15 protein-coding genes are annotated in these 20,372 nt (G+C 43.9%); 9 read left to right on the top strand and 6 right to left on the bottom strand.

The genetic code is table 11. From position 1 onward, the window contains the following. Nucleotides 1–82 precede the first annotated feature (82 nt). Genes mreC through rodA form a run of 4 tightly spaced genes read left to right on the top strand, consistent with a single transcriptional unit; the run spans nt 83 to nt 4,710 of the window. Entirely contained in the window at nt 83–907 is an 825-nt protein-coding gene (gene mreC / locus AC1DV1_RS26595) for a rod shape-determining protein MreC (RefSeq protein WP_477366105.1), read from the top strand. Beyond that, nucleotides 907–1,425 carry a rod shape-determining protein MreD gene (locus AC1DV1_RS26600; protein WP_147052586.1) on the top strand — a complete coding sequence of 173 codons (519 nt, stop codon included), beginning with the start codon at nt 907–909 and terminating at the stop codon, nt 1,423–1,425. Before mreC ends, AC1DV1_RS26600 begins: the two co-directional genes overlap by 1 nt. After that, on the top strand, nt 1,422–3,434 hold the full coding sequence (mrdA, locus tag AC1DV1_RS26605; RefSeq protein WP_477366108.1) for a penicillin-binding protein 2: 2,013 nt from the start codon (nt 1,422–1,424) through the stop codon (nt 3,432–3,434). The genes AC1DV1_RS26600 and mrdA overlap by 4 nt, the downstream gene beginning before the upstream one ends. A gap of 1 nt (nt 3,435) precedes the next feature. After that, nucleotides 3,436–4,710 (top strand): rod shape-determining protein RodA, encoded by a 1,275-nt coding sequence (gene rodA, locus AC1DV1_RS26610; RefSeq protein ID WP_477366111.1) that lies wholly within the window; start codon nt 3,436–3,438, stop codon nt 4,708–4,710. A 288-nt stretch (nt 4,711–4,998) separates the two neighbouring features. Here rodA and AC1DV1_RS26615 read toward each other — a convergent pair whose 3' ends face one another. Together AC1DV1_RS26615 and AC1DV1_RS26620 are read right to left on the bottom strand one after the other, a co-directional pair. Then, nucleotides 4,999–7,077: a TonB-dependent receptor gene (locus AC1DV1_RS26615; RefSeq protein WP_477366114.1), complete on the bottom strand. Its 2,079-nt coding sequence runs from the start codon at nt 7,075–7,077 to the stop codon at nt 4,999–5,001. Nucleotides 7,078–7,161: 84 nt separating this feature from the next. Beyond that, the gene (locus AC1DV1_RS26620; protein ID WP_477366117.1) at nt 7,162–7,521 is read right to left on the bottom strand and encodes an MmcQ/YjbR family DNA-binding protein; all 360 of its coding nucleotides are present in this window, start codon (nt 7,519–7,521) and stop codon (nt 7,162–7,164) included. A 42-nt stretch (nt 7,522–7,563) separates the two neighbouring features. On the opposite strand from AC1DV1_RS26620, the gene AC1DV1_RS26625 reads away from it, so the two are divergent. From AC1DV1_RS26625 to AC1DV1_RS26635, 3 genes are all read left to right on the top strand, one after another. Next, complete coding sequence (locus AC1DV1_RS26625) at nt 7,564–8,178, top strand: class I SAM-dependent methyltransferase (RefSeq protein WP_477366120.1); 615 nt, start codon at nt 7,564–7,566, stop codon at nt 8,176–8,178. A 540-nt stretch (nt 8,179–8,718) separates the two neighbouring features. After that, nucleotides 8,719–11,124, top strand: coding sequence for a glycoside hydrolase family 31 protein (locus AC1DV1_RS26630; protein ID WP_477366123.1), 2,406 nt, complete (start codon nt 8,719–8,721; stop codon nt 11,122–11,124). A gap of 166 nt (nt 11,125–11,290) precedes the next feature. Continuing rightward, a complete protein-coding gene (locus tag AC1DV1_RS26635; protein WP_477366126.1) occupies nt 11,291–13,465 on the top strand; it encodes a carbohydrate binding family 9 domain-containing protein in 2,175 nt (724 codons plus the stop codon). 102 nt (nt 13,466–13,567) lie between these two features. Here AC1DV1_RS26635 and AC1DV1_RS26640 read toward each other — a convergent pair whose 3' ends face one another. The 3 genes from AC1DV1_RS26640 to AC1DV1_RS26650 form a co-directional block, all read right to left on the bottom strand. Continuing rightward, entirely contained in the window at nt 13,568–13,894 is a 327-nt protein-coding gene (locus AC1DV1_RS26640; protein ID WP_477366129.1) for a DUF6686 family protein, read from the bottom strand. Between the two features lie 78 nt (nt 13,895–13,972). After that, nucleotides 13,973–14,899, bottom strand: coding sequence for a DUF6607 family protein (locus AC1DV1_RS26645; RefSeq protein ID WP_477366132.1), 927 nt, complete (start codon nt 14,897–14,899; stop codon nt 13,973–13,975). Nucleotides 14,900–15,141: 242 nt separating this feature from the next. After that, nucleotides 15,142–15,666 (bottom strand): helix-hairpin-helix domain-containing protein, encoded by a 525-nt coding sequence (locus tag AC1DV1_RS26650; RefSeq protein WP_477366135.1) that lies wholly within the window; start codon nt 15,664–15,666, stop codon nt 15,142–15,144. A 137-nt stretch (nt 15,667–15,803) separates the two neighbouring features. On the opposite strand from AC1DV1_RS26650, the gene AC1DV1_RS26655 reads away from it, so the two are divergent. Continuing rightward, nucleotides 15,804–18,044 carry a tetratricopeptide repeat-containing sensor histidine kinase gene (locus tag AC1DV1_RS26655; protein ID WP_477366138.1) on the top strand — a complete coding sequence of 747 codons (2,241 nt, stop codon included), beginning with the start codon at nt 15,804–15,806 and terminating at the stop codon, nt 18,042–18,044. A 153-nt stretch (nt 18,045–18,197) separates the two neighbouring features. On the opposite strand, the gene carA is transcribed toward AC1DV1_RS26655, so the two are convergent. After that, nucleotides 18,198–19,298 (bottom strand): glutamine-hydrolyzing carbamoyl-phosphate synthase small subunit, encoded by a 1,101-nt coding sequence (gene carA, locus AC1DV1_RS26660; protein ID WP_477366141.1) that lies wholly within the window; start codon nt 19,296–19,298, stop codon nt 18,198–18,200. 269 nt (nt 19,299–19,567) lie between these two features. Between carA and panB the strand changes: the two genes are divergently transcribed. Then, on the top strand, nt 19,568–20,372 hold an 805-nt coding region (gene panB / locus AC1DV1_RS26665), incomplete at its 3' end, for a 3-methyl-2-oxobutanoate hydroxymethyltransferase (protein ID WP_477366144.1).

Genomic DNA, 20,372 nt, shown 5'->3' on the forward strand with positions numbered 1-20,372 from the left:
GGAATTAAGACAGCTACGTTTGTTTTTTTTATCTTGACTCTTAATTCTTGACTCTTGATTCTATCTCCAATCTGAAAAGCCGATGCGTAACCTCTTGATATTTATCACTAAGTATAACGCGTTTTTTTTATTCCTGATTTTTGAGGTGAGCGCGTTGCTTATCTACATCAAATACAACTCTTTTCAAAAGGCTACTTTTATCAGTTCGCAAAACCAGGTTACCGGCAGTTTATTCGGGCAGGTAAGCGAGTTTAAGGGATATTTATCTTTAAAGGATGTAAACGACAGCCTTGCACGTGAAAACGCAAGGTTACGGGGAATGCTTAAAACATCATTTTATGTTGATACTACCGAAGAGCATAAAGTTACTGATACTGTTTACAAACAACAGTACACTTACCTGGTAGCGCGTGTTATCAATAACTCAACCAATCAATCCAATAATTACATCACCATAAACAAGGGCAGCAGGGATGGCATAACCAAAGATATGGGTGTAATTTGCGGCGCCGGTGTGGTGGGTATGATAGCCGACGTAACAGACCACTATGCTATTGTAAAATCATTGCTGCATTCAAAAAGCCAGTTTAGCGCTATGCTGGTAAAAGATAAATCTGTTGGCTCATTTATATGGGGAAACGATCTTAATCCGCGTAAGGGTTTGCTAAGCCTGCAAAATGATGCCAAACCCACCATGGGCGAAATGGTAGTAACATCGGGTTATTCGCTTTTCCCAACGGGGATCCCTTTTGGTAAGGTAACCAACCTGCATGCCAAAGAAGGCGGCTTGCTGCTTAATGTAGAGGTTGGCCTATCAGTTGATTTTACCAAACTGCAATACATATACGTGGTAGTTAACAAATACGCACAGGAACAAGCCGGACTGGAGGCCGCAGCAATTAAATAATGGGCCGCACTATCATCATCAATGTAATCCGCTTTCTGTTATTGGTGTTTATGCAGGCATTCCTGCTTAAAAACATCACTTTTTACAACCTGTCTACCCCGTACTTTTATATCCTTTTTATACTGCTGCTGCCTTTCGAAATACCGAATGTGCTGCTGTTTGTATTATCATTCCTGTTAGGACTTACGGTAGATGCCTTTTATGATACGCCCGGCCTGCATGCTTCGGCCTGCGTTGTGCTGGCACTTGTTCGCATCCTTTTCATCAACATAACCGTGCAAAAAGAAGGGTTTGACAACGAGCCTGAACCAACCCTGAGCATTATGGGGTTCAGGTGGTTTTTCACTTATGCGGTGATACTTACTTTTGCCCATCATTTTTTCCTGCTAACCCTGGAAGTATTCCGGTTTTCTGAAATACAATACACACTAAGCCGTGTTGTTTTAAGTTCAATATTTACGGTATTTTTGATACTTGTTTCGGGCCTGCTATTTTTCAAAAGGAAAGAACGTAAATGAATAATTTTTTCGAGCGTCGCTACGTCATCACCGGTATTTTTGTAGCTATAATTTTAACGCTGCTGGCCAGGCTTTACTATATCCAGATAGTTGACGACCGCTACGCTATTTACGCTACCAAAAACGTTATCCGTAGTTTTATCCAATATCCTGCCCGCGGTCCTATTTTAGATAGGAATGGCAAAATACTGGTACAAAATGTGCCTATTTACGATATCATGGTAACACCCAAAGATGTAAAACCCTTTGATACCGTTGCATTTTGTAACCTGTTGGGCATTGATAAGGACGGCTTTAACAAGCGCTGGATAAAGGCCATTAAATATTCGCCTAATAAAGACTCCCCTTTTGAAAAACAAATATCGGCCGAACGCTTTGCTTCGATACAGGAAAAAATAAACGACTTTACCGGCTTTTATGCATTACCCCGTACAGTACGTACTTATCCCGATTCGGTTGCAGCGCAATTTTTAGGTTACATTGGTGAGGCACAGGACCGCGATATCAAACGCTCAAACGGTTATTATCGACTGGGCGATTATATTGGTATAACCGGTGTGGAGAAAGCTTACGAAAATGTTTTACGCGGACAGCGTGGTGTTAAAAACATGATGGTTGATTCGCGTGGGGCACAAAAAGGCTCTTTCGCCAATGGCGCTTTTGATACGGTGGCCCGCACGGGCGAGCGGCTAACCTCCTCGTTAGATATCGAATTACAAAAACTCGGCGAGCAGCTGATGCAAAATAAGCTGGGCAGTATTGTAGCGATTGAACCATCAAGCGGCGAGATACTGGCCTATGTAAGCAGCCCGAGTTACGACCCTAACCTGATGGTTGGGCGCGAGCGTGGTAACAACGCTGCTAAAATGTATAATAATCCGTATAAGCCGTTTTTCATCAGGCCTATACAGGCTCAGTATCCGCCAGGCTCATCATTTAAGCCGTTAAGCGCTTTGATAGCTTTACAGGAAAACATCATCTCCCCTTCCGAAACTTATTATTGTACCGGGCATTACAGGGCTGGCAACCGGCTGGTACCATGTAACAATGGCGAAGCTCACGGTTCAGTTAACATGGGCAGGGCCGTAGCCGAATCATGCAATGGTTATTTTTCGATGGTGTTTCAACGGATATTGGAACGCAGCGGAGCAAAATATACCGAAGCCGAATTTACAAAATGGAGGGCCAACGTGATGAAATTTGGTTTGGGCGCCCGGCTGGACCTTGATATGCCTGCCGAAAGTCGCGGAAACGTGCCAACGCCCCTACATTACGACAACGTTTATAAAAAAGGTGGATGGCGTGCCAGCACCATCATTTCTTTAGCTATAGGCCAGGGCGAGCTATTGGCAACCCCATTACAAATGGCCAACCTGGAGTGTACCATTGCCAACCATGGTTTTTTTTACAAACCACACCTTATTAAAGCCATTGGTACCGAAAACGTAATTAAGGCCGAGTATACCAAAAGAAACTATGTGGGTATAGATTCACAATACTTTGAGCCGGTTATTAACGGAATGCAGGCTGTGGTGGAAGATGGAACCGCCCGCCGGTCAAAAATTCCGGGCATTATCATGTGCGGTAAAACGGGTACTGCGCAAAATCCGCGCGGCGAGGCTAACTCAGTGTTTGTGGCCTTTGCGCCCCGCGAGAACCCTAAAATAGCCATTGCTGTTGTTGTAGAAAACTCGGGCGAGGGTGCGCACTGGGCCGCCCCTATTGCCAGTTTTATTGTCGAAAAATATTTACGCGGCAAAATATCACCACGCGAATCGGGCATTACGGTTGATTATTTTGCCAATGCCAACCGCATGCCCGATTTGACACTTTACGCCATGGACTTGAAGAAGGAACGCATGCGCGATAGTATCCGCGCGGTAAAAGCCGACTCGATAAAAAAATTCAAGGCCGATTCCATAAAAAAGGCAGCACGTTTAAAAACGGCAAACAATAACAAACCGAATAGCTGGGGCAATTTATTAGCAGGCAGGGGGGCTGGCAAATAGCATGAACAACAACAATACAAATCAGCGCAGCTTCTTTTTTAATGTTGATTGGGTTACGGTGTTCCTATACCTTATCCTGTGTACCATAGGCTGGTTCAACATTCATGCTGCCGTTTTTGATGAAAGGCATCCAAGTATAATAGATGGCGCCACCAATTATGGCAAGCAATTTATATACATCATTGTGGCTGTAGTAATTGGCATGATCATCCTGCTATTAGAAAGTCGCTTTTTCAGTGCCCTGTCTCCGGCTTTCTATGTTGTAACAGTACTTTTGTTAATTGTTGTACTGGTTGTTGGCCGTAATGTTGGCGGTAACCGGGCCTGGATAAACATTGGTGGGGGTTTCAGGCTACAACCGGCGGAGTTTGCCAAATTTGCTACATGCCTGTTATTGGCCCGGTACCTGAGCGGGCCGAATATCCGCGTTACCGATCCAAAATCATTTATGGCGGCGGGAGCTATCATTGGCTTACCGATGATGTTGATTATGCTGCAGCCGGATACAGGCTCAACACTGGTATTTTGTTCGCTTATCTTTGTACTCTACCGGGAAGGCTTATCACCGTACTTTCTCATCGTAACCGGTTTGCTGATTACGCTTTTTGTGGTGGCCCTGCTGTTTAATCCCCTGCATATCGTCATTGCCCTGGTGGCCTTTACTGCCCTGGTTATCTTTTTATTCAGGCGTAACCGCAAACTCATCAGTACGATGCTGATAGGGCTTGCTATCTCCATCACCTTTATTTTCAGCGTAAAATTCATCTACACCAGTGTATTAAAACCCCACCAAACAGACCGTATCAACATCATTTTGGGCATCACTACCGATTTACGGGGCAAAGGGTATAATGTAAACCAATCAAAAATTGCCATAGGCTCGGGTAAAATGTGGGGTAAGGGCTATTTACATGGCACCCAAACCAAATACTCGTTTGTGCCTGAACAAAGTACCGATTTTATTTTTTGCACCATAGGTGAGGAATGGGGTTTTGCGGGCTCACTTGCATTATTAGGCCTTTATATTTTCCTCATTCTCCGGGTTATCTTTATTGCCGAGCGACAGCGATCGCCATTTTCGCGCATCTATGGTTATGGCGTGGCATCGGTGCTCTTTTTTCACGTAGTGATCAATATTGGGATGACGATAGGGATAGTACCCGTTATAGGTATTCCACTACCATTCATAAGTTACGGCGGCTCATCCTTATTAAGTTTTACCATCCTCCTTTTCGTACTCATCAAATTCGATTCTAACAGGATGGGGATCATTTAAGCTGCCGGATGTGCAGATTTCAGATGTGCAGATGAATTATTTGAAGATTTGAAAATTTGAGGATTTGAAAATGTTCTGAATTCGTTACGCGAACCAATTTTTTAAAATTACCTGAGAATTCATGGTTCAGATAAAAAACACGGATTTCATCTGAACCGTGATTTTTAGGATTAAAGGATTACCAGAATTGCCATGCATGACCGCGCAAAATCAAAATCCAAAAAATCTGACAAATCTGTTTAATCCGAGTTCAGACAAAAACCACGAAATCATCTTCCATCGGTGAAATCACAGCCTGATATTCATCCCCACATTATAATTCCTTAAGGACGAAGCATTATAATACCTGTTCCCTACTGCATTTAAATCATTGCCGAGGCTGTATTTTTGGTTCAGGATGTTATCCGCGGCAGCAAAAATCTCTAACCGTGTTTTACGACCGATTGTCGGTTGCCAGCTAACCCTGGCCTGTAACAGGTTATAATGCCCGGCGTATACCGTATTTGCATCATTCAGCGGAATTTTTGAAGTGTAGTTATGTTGCGCAAACAACGAAAGATCTGCCGGGAATTTGAGCTGTAGGCTGGATACAAACACATGCCTTGGCACCCCCGTTAACCTGTTGCCCGAATAGCTGGTGCTGGTAACCGTGTAATCGCGGAAAGTAAACCCACTGTAAGTATATGATTCATTAAACTGCAGACCGCGGATAAAATGAGTACTATTCTGGCGGATGATCCAATCCGTAAATGACAGCTCAAAACCAGGCTGATTGGTACCACCGGCATTAATGTAGTGCTCCGTCTCGTCGGCATTTAAACGGCGTACAATGGCATTGCTGATGCGGTAATAAAACACGGATGCATCAAGCAGCAAAGTCTCGTCCTGGTTGCGCAGGCGGAAACCGGTTTCATAGTTCCAGCCGGTTTGGGCTTGCAGGCTGGTATTTACAATATTATCGGTAGGCCGCACCTCGGCAGTGGTTGGTGTAGAGTAGCCGCGGCTTACTGATGCCCGCCAGATGAAGTTATTGGTAAGCTGATAGCTTAAGGCCAGCCTTGGCATTAACTGCGGCGTAAAATTACGGTTGGTAAAACCGCTTTGGTTAAGCGGGTAAATATTTTTAAAATCATAATCGTACCAATTCAGGCTCAGCGCGGCTTCTGCGTGCAGGCGTTTAAATATATCTGCCGAGTACCGTCCAAAAATAAAATGCTGATTGGTATGAATGTTATCGCTGGTTTGGGTAGTATCCTTTACCCCCTTTTTATTGCCGTAATTGCTGATCTGTGAATTGGTTTGTTGCCACTCTATCCCCAGGTCGGCTTTCCAGTCCAGGTTTTCCTGGTGATTGCCGGCCAGTTCAAAATAAGTACGCAAACCATAAGTATTCTCGCTGCGCTGCTCATAATTGGTAATAAATGGGTTGGCAAAATCAACATGGCTGCCAAAAACAGATAGTACGTTCCTGATCCTGTCGCTTAAATGGTATTCGTTGCTCAATCCGCCTAAATACAGTTTAGTGGTAATACCAATTTGCTGTTGTATTGCACCCGGCAAAGTAGGTGTTGGCTGGCGTGCCAAAGTAGGGTTGGCGGTAAACTGCACCAGGTTTAAACCTCCCGGCGTTTGGTAGGCCAGGTTGGAGTATAAACCCAGCACTTTTAACTCATTTTTACCGCTATAGTTCCATTTATCAGCAAGTTGAATATAATTGCGGTGCGTATCGCTATGTTGCCGGTAACCATGATAGGTTTGAAAACTTTGGCTGATATTAAGCAAATTTGCCCCCGACCGCTGCTGAAGCGTAACCTTTTCATGGAATAAGCCATAGCTGCCGGTATTTACGCCCGCCGTTAAGTAACTACTATCATTATAGCGGTTAATGGAACTTAGCAGAACTACTCCGCCCGAGTTGGCACCGAACAAACTGCCATCGGGGCCTTTTAGTATTTCGATACTGCCTATGCTGCCTATATCAATAGCATTCAGGTAAGTATTGCCCCCGGCATCCGTTAAGGGAATTTCATCAAAATAAATTTTTACGTCCCTAACCCCAAACGGCGACCGTAACAGGCTCCCGCGGATGGATAAACGGTAGCTCCCCGGCGACCGCTCCTCGGCCCGGATACCCGGAACCGTGTTTAACGCCGTAACAAATGAATTATCGGGCTGTAATTTTAGTTGTGCAGCACCCAATACACTTACCGAAGCGGGCACACTTAACACAGGCTGTTCGCTCAGGTAACCACGCACAATTGCGGTTTTAAGGTGTGTTGTATCTTTTGTTACCGTTTTTTGAGTTTGGGCGGCGGCATTTATAGTTATAGCGAGGACGAGAAAGCAGCTCAGGTACAATTTTATCATATAGTCAAGTAGGTAGGCAAAAGTAGTTGTTTTAACGCTAAATCGGCGTTGTGTTTTGGTAACAAGTTAAGCTAAAAGCAGTATTTACCCGGCTGATATCATTGCTTCATATTCCTTTACCAGTTTTTTTGTTGCCCGGGCAAGATAGGCGGTTATCAACAGGTTTTTCACGTCATCCGGAGATACCGTTTCAAGGCATATTAGCATGTATTTGTAATTGAGATAATGCGGAGTAATAAAGAATGTGTGAGGATCGCGCTCCATCCACTTTTCACGTTCGGTGGTGTGGATACCCAAAAGCTCTTTTCCTAATTTTACACTGGTGAAAATTTTACTATTTACATAAAAGGCCGGATCTTCAAAGCACATTTTTTCGGTAACACCGGGCAATGGCAGTAAAAAACCACGCATAAACTGCATGAAGATTGACATATCTGTAGCCATAATTAAAGTTAAGTAATTTTCATATTATTCTTAATTTTCGCCATGCAAAATCAGCTTCAGCAAACGTTTGGCAATATTGATATTTACCTGTTCGATCAGTTATTGAAAGGCCGGTTTGATGACTGCAAAACCGTATTGGATGCCGGCTGCGGCGGCGGCCGAAACCTGGTTTACTTTTTACAAAACGGGTTTGACGTTTACGGAGTTGATCAAAGCGAGGCGGCTGTTGATGCGGTTAAGCAATTATCGGCCACGTTAGCGCCGGCTAATCCCCTGTCAAACTTCGCGGTATCGGGTGTTGAAGACCTGCCTTATCCCGATAACACTTTCGACCTGGTGATTTGCAGCGCGGTTTTACATTTTGCAAAAAGCATCGAACACTTCGACAACATGGTACACTCGCTTTGGCGGGTGCTTAAACCCGGCGGTTACTTTTTTGCCAGGCTGGCATCAGATATCGGGATTGAAAACCTGGTGAAGCCTGTTGATAACAATAACCGTTTCCTGCTCCCCGACGGCTCTGAACGTTTCCTGGTAGATGAACAGATCCTGCTGCGCTACGGCTTTGCGTTAAACGGTACGCTTTACGAGCCGATAAAAACAACCAATGTACAAAACCTTCGGTGCATGACTACGTGGTGTTTGCAGAAGCTTTGAGCCTGCTTATACGATTGAGTTAAAAACTCAGCATAGCTATCAAGAATGCTAAAATGTTTTAGCTACCAACAGATATCGGCTTTGAACGCGGGTTAATACTCACCCGACATCGCTGCGCTCGTCACCCTCTCTTCGCTGCGCGTAAAGAGGGGCTTGAATAGCTGAATATTTATGTCTGGCACCTCCATCGGCATCACAAATGCTAAAATGTTTTAGCTATCAACAAATACCCTCCGCTGTTCGAAGTCTCTGATTTCGAGCCAATATGCCTGTAGTTTAAAACTACAGTAGTTCAGTCCAACGCGATGAAGAACAACATTACTTTAATACCCTCTCTCCCATTATGCCTGTAGTCTGGAGACTACAGGCATAATGGGAGAGAGGGTGCCGTCCGCCAACGGCGGGGCTGGCGGGTGAGTCTTCGCCTTACTGCAAATATTTTTTCTTCAATTAAAAAAAGTACCTATATTCACGTTTTCAAAACAGGTGTTATTCCTACACTTATTATAAACTAATTTACTGCTGTTCAATATGTTTAAAATGTTACCCACCTTAAATGCAAAAATAAAACAATCGATTGCATTGTTTATTTTGCTGGCAGGCGCTATGGCCACACTTAATGCAAACGCCACCGTTAAATCCTTTAAAAAAGGGACCGATGGCGTTACCTTTTCTTTAGATAAAGGCCTGATGAAGGTGCTTGTGCGCAGTGCCGATATTATCGAAGTAAAATATACCATTTTTGACGCCTTTGAAACCAAGCCATCCCTGGTGGTGGTTAACAGCTGGAAAACACCTACTGCCTACCAGGTAACAGCAACTAAAACCGAGGTAATCATTACCACGGCAAAAATGAAAGTTATAGTGAACAAGGCCACCAACGCCATCACTTATACCGATTTAAAAGGCAACGTAATTACCGCCGAAGACAGCGAAAATAAAACGATAACACCCGCAACTATTGCCGGCATCAGTACCTATAATGTAAGCACACAATTTACATCGCCGGTAAACGAGGCGCTTTACGGTTTAGGCTGCCACCCGTTGGATTCTTTATCCATCAACTATAAAGGCCGCAACCAGGAGTTGCTTATCAAGTACCTTACCGGCGCCATCCCTGTATTGTTATCAACCAAAGGTTATGGCTTGCTTTGGGACAACTATTCGGCATCAAACTTTTATGGCGCCGAGGCTGATAATACCAAATTTAAATACGTATCCGAAAGCGGTAAACAGGTAGATTACTTCTTCTTCTACGGCCCTTCTTTTGATCATATTATCGATTCGTATCGTACTGCAACCGGCCGTGCGCCAATGTTTGGCAAGTGGGCTTTCGGGCTTTTCCAATCACAAGACAGGTACATGAGCGAAAAAGAAATATTGACTGTGAAAGATAAATACCGCGATAACCACATCCCGGTTGACGTAATTGTACAGGACTGGTATTACTGGGATCCATTGCCAATTGGCTCGCACGTGATGAAGCCCGAGCGTTACCCTCACCCAAAACAAATGGTTGATGAACTGCACAAGGCAAACATCCATGCCATGATCTCGATATGGCCGGTATTTGGCAAAGGTACCCCCAACTACGATGCGTTGGAAAAAATGGGCGGCTTAACCGACATTACCTGGGATAACGTGGTTACCCACACTTTTGATACCTATTACGATGCCCATAACCCTAAAGCCCGCGAATTGTATTGGGACCAGGCGCGTGATAGCCTGGTAAAACGCTACGGTTTTGATGCCTGGTGGATTGACCAGTGCGAGCCTGATAATGGCGCTTTGCAGGATGCCCGCCGTCAAAGCAATTTCAGCATAGGCAAGGGGATCGACTATTTTAACACCTACTCGTTACAACATACCAAAGGCGTTTATGAAGGCTGGCGCAGGGATATTCCGGGCAAACGCGCATTCTTTTTGGTAAGGCAGTCATTTGCAGGCGAGCAGCGCAATGCGGCTACTTTATGGTCCGGCGATATTGAGTGTACCTTTAAAGATTTCAAAAACCAGGTTCCGCAGGGAATTAATGCCTGCGCATCGGGGCTTGCCTACTGGACATCTGATATTGGTGGTTACCATTGGCATTGGAAAGCGGCCGACTGGTCGCAGCCGGATAAACGCGAGCTGTTTACCCGCTGGTTCCAGTTTGGCGCTTTCAGCCCCATTTTCAGGATTCACGGTAAAGGGGAACGTGCTTTGTTCAGCAACAACTGGGACGACAATACTAAAGCCATTCTGCTGAACTTTGATAAATTGCGTTATCGTTTGTTGCCTTATATCTACTCGTTAGCCGGCCGCACCACCCTCGATAACTATACCATGATGCGCTCACTTGCCTTCGATTTCAGGAACGATGATAAAGTTTACAATATACCAGACCAGTTTATGTTTGGCCCGGCATTGATGGTTAACCCGGTTACCGAGCAATTGTATACATCGGCCAATGCTGATAAAAAAGCCAAAGCCCGCCAGGTTTACCTGCCCGCTGCAACCAAATGGTACAACTTTTGGACTGGCGAAGTGCTTGAAGGTGGCCAAACCATCAGCGCTGCCGCACCAATCGAAATATTGCCGCTTTATGTAAAAGCTGGCTCTATCATCCCAATGGGCCCGCACATGGAGTACGCTACCGAAAAACCAGCCAATAACATCGAGCTAAGGATTTACCCTGGTGCCGATGGTACCTTTAAGTTGTACGAAGACGAAAACGAAAACTACAATTACGAAAAAGGCGCTTTTGCCACTACTAACTTTACCTGGAATGATAAAGCCCGTAAACTAACCATATCTGATACCAAAGGCCATTTTAAGGGCATGCTGAAAAACCGCACATTTAACATTGTGTTGGTTAAAGGGGCACACGGCTCGGATGTGGAGGTTACCGCGAAAGCCGATAAAGTGGTTAAATATGCTGGCAAGGCGATGATAGTTAACTTGTAAAAAAGAATCAAGAGTCAAGACAGAAAGCTCTTGTGGTAATTGAAAAGGAAATTATTTCTACGTTAATTCTTCTCTCTTAATTATTATCTTTCGGAAAAATATACCAGCCTGCGGTAAAATGCAGGCTGGTTTGTGTTTAAGCATTTCCAAACAAAACCAAAATCTGTTGAAGCCAAGCAAACACCTGTCGCCCTTTCAAATTATATCATTATTGTTGGTTTTATCTTGGGTGCCATTTGCTGCATTGGCGCAAAAAAAGAACTCGGCTTTTCAATATCATATTCGTAAAACCACGGCGCCCATCACTATAGATGGCGTTATGGACGAGGCCTGGCATAATGCCGATTCGGCTACCAACTTTTTTATGGTAACGCCCATGGATACCAGCCGGGCCAAAGTACCCACCGAAGTGCGGATGACTTTTGATAACAACAACCTGTACATTATTGCCGTTTGTTACACTGCCGGGCCGGGCGAATACATGGTTGAATCGCTGAAGCGCGATTTCGCTTTTCAAAAGAACGATAATTTTATATTTTTTCTCGACCCATTTGATGCCCGTACAGATGGCTTTAGCTTTGGCGCCAACGCCGCCGGCGCTCAATGGGATGGTACCATGTACGAGGGTGGCAAGGTTGACCTGAGCTGGGATAACAAATGGATATCGGTAGTAAAAAACTATCCTGATAAGTGGGTGTTTGAAGCAGCCATTCCCTTTAAAAGTATCCGTTATAAAAAAGGTGTTGGCCAATGGGGTATCAACTTTAGCCGCAACGACCTGATAACGACCGAAAAATCGAGCTGGGCACCGGTACCAAGGCAGTTCCCTACCGCCTCGCTGGCTTATACCGGATTGCTGGTTTGGGACGATTTGCCGCCCGATGCCGGCACCAACATTTCTATTATTCCTTACGCGCTCACCGGCATCTCAAAAGATTATAGCGCCGGAACCAAAACCGACTGGAAAAAAGAAATAGGCGGCGACGCCAAAATTGGCCTTACCTCGTCCCTTAACCTCGACCTTACCGTTAACCCCGATTTTTCGCAGGTTGATGTAGACCAGCAAGTGGTTAATTTGAACAGGTACGAACTGTTTTTCCCCGAGAAGAGGCAATTTTTTTTAGAGAACGGCGACCTGTTTGCCAATTTCGGCTACGCCGATATAAGGCCGTTTTTTTCGCGCAGGATTGGGCTTAATGCCCCCATTAGGTTTGGCACCAGGCTTACCGGCAAACTGGATAAAGACTGGCGTGTTGGGTTGATGGATATACAAACCGGAACATCAAACGATGCCCTTACCCCTGCCCAAAACTATGGCGTGCTCACGCTTCAGCGCCGCGTTTTTGGCCGTTCAAACATCGGCTTTATGTTTATCAATAAGGATGCTACAGGGACATCAACCCCGGGCAATGCCTATAACCGTAACTTTGGGGTGGAGTACAACCTGGCCTCGCCAAGCAATTTATGGACCGGCAAGCTTTTAGGCCTAAAATCATTTACACCCGGCCTTAAGGGGCACGACCTGGTAGCAGCAGCCCACGTGCAGTACCTAAGCAAATACTGGACGGCCTATTTACAGGATGAGTATGTTGGCAAAAACTATACTGCGGGGGTTGGCTACGTACCCAGGGTTGGCTATAATAAAATTAGCCCGCTGATATTACATAATTTTTTCCCCAAGGGCGGCGATGTACTTATCCATGGCATTCAGTTAACCAGCAACTATTATTTTGACGAAAACTTTAAGCGCACCGACAATGAAAGCACCTTAGCCTATATCATGACGCTGCGTAACAAAAGTACATTTACGGTATCGGGCATTGATACCTATATCAAATTATTGGTGCCTTTTGATCCTACCAATACAGGCAAAACACCGCTGCCTATCGGCTCGCAACATCATTGGAACACGGTTGATGCGCAATTTGCATCAAAGCCGCAGGCCTTATTCACCTATTTGTTAGAGGGCCTACACGGCGGTTATTACGATGGATACCGCACCAGCCTGATTGCGCAACTGGGCTACCGCTTTCAGCCTTATGTTAACCTGTTTGTAAACTCCTCATTTAATGATTTGCGCCTGCCCCAGCCTTATGGCGATACCCAATTTTGGCTGATTGGCCCAAAGGCAGATATCACCTTAAGCAACACCCTATATTTTACCACTTATGTACAATACAACGGCCAGGTAAAAAACATCAATACCAACGTACGCCTGCAATGGCGCTACAAACCGGCATCAGATTTTTTTATTGTTTATGGGGATAACTCCATTCCATCGCCCTATACCGTTAAAAACCGCCAGCTGGTAGTTAAGTGGACGTACTGGTGTAACCTTTGATTTCGGATTTCGGAATTTCCATTTCGGATTTGCTAATTCATTATTTTCGATTTTTTCATTTTCAAATCTTCAAATTCTCAAATTTTCAAATCATTTGCACATCTACTCCCCTCCTTCCATCAGGCTGTATACTTCCTGCATGTAAGCGGCTTCTTCCATGGCGGCATGAAAATCTTCCCATTCATCACTGCTGAAGGTGAACTGTACATCATTTACCGGGGTACGCATTACCATACGTTCCTGCCCGTCGGGAAAGGGGAAGGTATAATTCTCAAAATTAAGCTCGATCGTAAAATCCCGGAATTGTATAAACTGCTCGGGCGTAAAGCTCAGGATAAGATTATTATTCCAGATGAAAATACAACGGCACTCCTGGCACCGGCTAATAACCGATGCCCCAACCTGGCTCAAAACTTTTGCGTCGCACATAGGTAGCTGATTTAATTTGTGCCTGCCCTGTAAAAAAGCCATCACGGCGTTTATTACTACAGAGCAGGACTTTATATTTTAAACTGTTTTTTCAACGTATACCTCAATTACTTTGCGGGCAGCAGTTTTACTTTGCTCCGGCGTCCATTTTTCTTTAACAGACTGGTCTGCCAATTCAAACAACCGTTCAAACAACAGCTTGCCATCAACTTTTCCTTTTAATTTAAGGGCGTCCGGTTGGGCATAAACATCGTCCCACACCTGCCGAACGGCTGTCCAATAGGGCTGCTGGCTTGCCCACCATTTTTGGGCAAAGGCAAATTTATTTTCGTCTGCTTTAGTAAATTCCTCGTAGCCTTTCTCGCGGGCCAGCAGCTTGTCACTGTTTTCGCTGCGGATTATCTTTTGATTGTCCTGCTCAAACATCCAGCCTTTATCTGTTAAATAAATGCGGTTGCCCCGGCGTAATACATTATAATCGCTGCGTTTGGTAAACTCGCGGCGCGGCAAGGGCGAATCGCATGTTGATTGCCATTCGTGGCGGCCATCAACATGTAGCCAGGTACCTATGCTTTCATATCGCGGGCTATCATCAACCTGGTAAACCTTTTGCACCCAACGCCCTTTTGCATCAGCAGGATTTAGTTTTGCTTTTTTCCAGGAGTTGCTTTTATCAAAATTGAGCAGGTTAGTTTCTTCATAAACCCAGTCTTCGCGCCAGTGCTTAATAACCGACGAATCGCCGGTAACCAGGATATGCTGGATCACTATTTTTCTGGGCGATACCCGCTCCACTACCGCCCATTCGTACCCTACAGCATGATATGGAGCATGGTTTTTATAAGCCGTATCGGGCGAAAAGGTCTCGGCATAGTCAAAGGTTACTTTGTAAAAGCCACCCAGGGCCAATATAGCCTTCCTATCCTGCTCCGGTTTCGCTTGGGCTTTGATTAAAGTGGTTTGAAATGTAACGAACAGTATTGAAAGGCAAAAAATCTTCTTCATTATGCAATATTCTTTTAAAAGTTGAACTCTGATCTGCATTGAACAAGAGCAAAGTAAATCCTTATTTAGAATAAATCCAAATAAAAATAACAATTAAAAAAAGAGTCAAGAAATAAGAGTCAAGAATTAAGATAAAACTGTCTTGTCCTGAAATGACTTAGAGCTTAAGTCGAAAGTCTCAAACTCTAAGTCATTTAGGGATAAAGATTTTTCGACAAGACTTAGGGCTTGCAACTACGTAATTACAACTTAACAGTAGCTGTATCTTTGTTCAGGCTATCGGCATACTGTTTCATTTTAGGGTATTGTGGTAAATCGTACCAGGGGCGCGTTGGCCTGTCGGCAGGGAAGCCGTGTTGGGTGCGGTAGGCTTTGCGTTCGGCCGTGAAATGCCACCACCGCTTACTATCGTCGCGGTGTAAAATATAATGGGCCAATAAACGGTACGAGTCCTCAACGCAGGGGTCGGCCCAGGTGCCGCAGTGCTTTTCAAATGCGTTGTACAGCTCAACTGGATCTTTACCTTCAAGCTGCTTTAATGAATAGTAGCCCTGTTCAATAAGCTCGGATGCAAAGTTAATGCCCAACGATGGGATACTTTGAAATTCCATCAGCGCAGAAATCTCTTTAGCCCTTTGGGGCGAAGCTTTCAGGATAGCCGCTATTTCATCAGGAGCGTAGCCGGCCAGCGCATTTATCTTTATTTTTTGGCTTTTAAGTACTGCCTTTTCGTCAGCATTTAAGTTGAGGTCGATATTCTTTTTCATTGCTCCTTTTAAAGCATTAAAATTAATTAAAGTGAATTAATTAAGCCCACTACTAAAATACCCTATATTTATTAATTAAAATAAATCAAACCAATTAAGCCGTTTGTTTCGTATAAAGCATTAACTATTTACTGATCTTGAGATTTAAAAAACATATTGCAGGTAATCATGGTACACGGGGGTTAATATCGGCGGTCTTTTTTATATTCTTAAGCCTTCCGGCATTTGCTAAATTGCATCCCGAAGTTGACAGTATTAAAAACCTGTTGTTGCCCGCGTCTGCATATCAAAAAAATCCAGACACCGCTACTATTAATAAACTCAATAAAATAGCATCGGGCTATTTTAAATCGAACCCTGATAGCGCTTACTATTATGGCAAAAAAGGCGTTGAGCTATCGCGCAAAATTAAATACCTCGAAGGCATAGCGGATGGCTTGCTGGAAACAGGGCACGTAAATTATTTTAAAGGCAACTCCAAGCAAGCAAAACAGAATTTTGACGAAGCGATAGCCATATTCAAAAGCTTACATAATGATAAAGGCCTTAGCAAAGCATACATCTCCTACGGGCGGATGTATAACCAATTGGCCGAATACAAACTTGCGTTAGCCTATTTAGATAAAGCCCGCCTGATTTGCCTGCGCAACCAGGACGAACCTACTTTAACAGATTGTTATAAAAACATAGGGATAACTTACTTTAGCAAGGGCCAGCTTTCAAATGCGCTCGACTTTTACTACAAGGGTCTTTTTATCGCTTTAAAAAACAACTATGTAACAACATCAGCCGAAATTTATAATGATATTGGGGTGGTATTGCAAAATATGGAGGTGTTCCCGAACGCGCTTGAATATTTTAAAAAGGCCATACAGGTATTTGAGGCCACCAACAACAAACAGGCTGTTGGTACTATTAATGAAAATATTGGCGAAGTGCTGCTTGCCCAACATAAGTATGATGAAGCTATCGTGTATTTATCAAAATCATTAAAAACCGCCAAACAGCAGGATGATAAAGACGGCTTAAGTTCGGTTTATACAGATCTGGGCATGTGTTATGCACATAAAAATCAAATTCCGCTTGCCAAATCATACCTGGATACATCATTACGGATAGCCCAAAAATACAAGATTGTGTATAACCAGGCCTATGCTTTAAATGGTTATGCCACCGTGTATAACTTGTTAGGCGATTATACAAATGCCTACAAATACGCCGTGGATGGCCAGGCACAGGCCATTAAGCTTGGCAATATATCGGTACGCTCAAACTCTGCTTTACAACTTAACAAAGCAATGGCCGGTCTTGGCAAATTTGAGGACGCCAACCGGATGTTAAATGAATACATCAACCTTAAAAATCAAATTAACGATAATGAAAGCATTCAAAAGCTGACATCATATAACTATGAATTGGGCTTTGCCGAAAAGAAGCGCCAGCTTGCCCAGCAGCAACGTGAACGCGACCTGATATATCAACAGAAAATAAAAAGCCAGCGGCTGGTTAATGCCATATTTTCTATCATCATTGTGGGGATGATTGTAACCGTGGGTATTTATTACCGGCAAAAACGAAAACAACAAAAAATTAACGCATTGCTTGAGGACCGTAACAGCGAGATATTGAAACAAAAAACCAATATTGACGACCAGGCCGAAAAACTGAACGATTTAAATGTTTTAAAAGACCGGCTGATATCCATTTTAGCGCATGACCTGCGGGCTCCGCTAAGCACACTACGCGGCCTGTTCAGCTTGTTGCAGGATGATAGCATCAGCCACGAGGAATTGCTGGAAATGATACCCGGCGTATTAAAAAAACTGGAATACACCTCTGATTTCCTGGATACCCTACTGTTCTGGATAAATAGCCAGATGGAAAACTTTGAAGCATCGGTAAAAAACTTTTCGATAAAAGAGCTGGTAAGTTTAGAAATTGAAACCTATCATGAGCAAGCCGAATTAAAAGGTATTACCCTGTTGGATGGCATCCCTGCCAATTTATCTGCCTGGGCCGATCCAAACTCCGTCCGCATCGTTATCCGTAACCTGATCACCAATGCGCTGAAATTTTGCCGTGAGGGTGATACGATAGAGATTTCGGCAACGATGGAAGATAACAAAAGGATTATTGTAAAGGTAAAGGACACCGGTGTAGGCATGCCTGCCGATCAGCGCGATAAGCTGTTTAAAGGCAAGGTAAACAGTAAGGTTGGAACCAAAAATGAATCGGGCACCGGCATGGGCATGCTGTTTTGTAAGGACCTGGTTGAAAAATGCCACGGCAAAATATGGGTAACCAGTCAGCCGGGAGTAGGTACCGAGTTTATGTTTACACTGCCCGCGGTAGCTATTGGTACACCAGTAGAAGCGTAGCAATGCCCGCTTGAATCATCTTAAGCCAAACCCTTTCAAAACTTTGCATAGGTTGATTATTAGCTCATAAATTCAGCAAAAAAGCCTTTCAAGTTTCTCACTCAAAAGGCTTTCAAAAATCTTCAAATTCTCAAATTTTCAAATTGAAAAGAATTATTTCATCAGGTTGATAAAATCATCAAACAAATACCTTGAATCATGCGGGCCAGGAGATGACTCCGGGTGGTATTGTACCGAGAATGCTTTTTTATCTTTTACACGGATACCTTCTATCGATTGATCGTTAAGGTTCACGTGGGTAATTTCTACTTTATCAGATGCGCGTACAGCTTCTGGTATCACACCAAAACCATGATTTTGCGATGTTACCTCGCAATGGTTAATGATGATGTTTTTTACCGGGTGGTTTAAGCCACGGTGACCGTTAAACATTTTTTTGGTTGGGATATCGTTAGCCAAAGCCAGCAACTGGTGGCCTAAGCAAATACCAAACATCGGTTTATCAGCAGCTAAAATTTCTTTTACCGTATCAATAGCGTAAGGCATGGCCGACGGATCGCCGGGTCCATTTGATATAAAATAACCGTTTGGAGCAAAGTCATTTTCCATTTCGGCATAAGTAGTTTTTGCCGGGAAAACTTTGGCGTAAACATCACGATCATCAAAATTGCGAAGGATGTTTTTCTTTACACCCAAATCAAGTACTGCTACACGGTAGGCGGCATCTTCGTTACCAAAAGTATAAGTTTCGGTGGTTGATACCTGCGACGATAACTCCAGCCCGTCCATCGAAGGCACTTCGGCCAGTTTGGCTTTCAATTCTTCGATATCCAATATCTCTGATGAGATGATTGCGTTCATGGCTCCCTTATCGCGGATATGGCGTACTATCTGGCGGGTATCCACATCGCTGATGCCCACAATATTTTGTGCCTGGAAGTAATCCTGGATAGATTCGTTAGCTTGCTTACGGCTGTAAGCAATGTTATAGTTTTTACAAACCAAACCTGCAATCTGGATATTACCCGATTCAACTTCGATATCGGCTATGCCATAATTACCAATGTGCGCATTGGTTGCAACCATTATTTGCCCAAAGTAGGATGGGTCGGTAAAAATTTCCTGGTAGCCGGTCATCCCTGTGTTAAAACAGATCTCGCCGGTAGTAGTACCTATCTTTCCAGCGGCTTTACCGTAAAATACGGTGCCATCAGCCAATAAAAGTACTGCCGGTAATTTGGTGAAGTGCGTCATTTAGCAAAAAAATTGAATGGATTATTAAATCGGATCGCCTGGTTCAAAGCCCCGTGAAAACTGATAGAAATATTGAAGTAAGGAACTTCCGGATTCACGGTGCAAAAGTACAAGAATATTTCGGATTTCGGAATTGGGATTTCGGATTTTTTTATTTTAGAATTTTTATTTTGAATTAACCTTCATTTAGCCTTACTAAATCCGAAATTGAACATCCGAAATCCGAAATAAAAAAAATTACCTTTGCGCTTTCTTTAACACATTTAACTATGTCTGTAAACAAAGAAGTAAAAAGGATCACCACGCACATTCTGCAGGAGATGAAAAACCGTGGCGAAAAAATTGCCATGCTTACCGCCTACGATTACTCGATGGCTACCATTGTAGATGAAGCCGGTATGGACATCATCCTGGTGGGTGATTCGGCCTCAAACGTGATGGCCGGGCACGAAACCACGCTGCCGATAACGCTCGACCAGATGATCTACCATGCATCATCAGTGGTCCGTGCGGCCAAACGCGCCTTGGTTGTTGTCGATTTACCTTTCGGATCATACCAGGGTAATTCCAAAGAGGCGCTTAACTCGTCTATCCGGATCATGAAAGAGTCTGGTGCGCATGCCGTTAAAATGGAAGGAGGCGTAGAAATAGCCGAATCTATCAGCCGTATACTTACAGCGGGCATCCCGGTAATGGGCCACTTAGGCTTAACGCCGCAATCTATCTATAAATTTGGCACCTATACCGTACGCGCCAAGGAAGAAGTTGAGGCCCAGAAACTGCGTGAAGATGCGCTTAAGTTACAGGAGCTTGGCTGCTTTGCCATTGTACTTGAAAAAATACCGGCCAAACTGGCAACAGAAGTTAGCCAAAGTGTACAAATACCTATTATAGGTATAGGTGCCGGCCAATGCGATGGCCAGGTTTTGGTAATACATGATATGCTGGGTATCAACAACGATTTTAAGCCGCGTTTTTTACGCCAGTATTCTAATTTATATGAGCAAATGAACGGCGCTTTTAAAAACTACATCAGCGATGTAAAATCAAAAAGCTTCCCGAACGATAAGGAAC

The sequence above is a fragment of the Mucilaginibacter sp. P4_D1 genome (assembly GCF_056401935.1).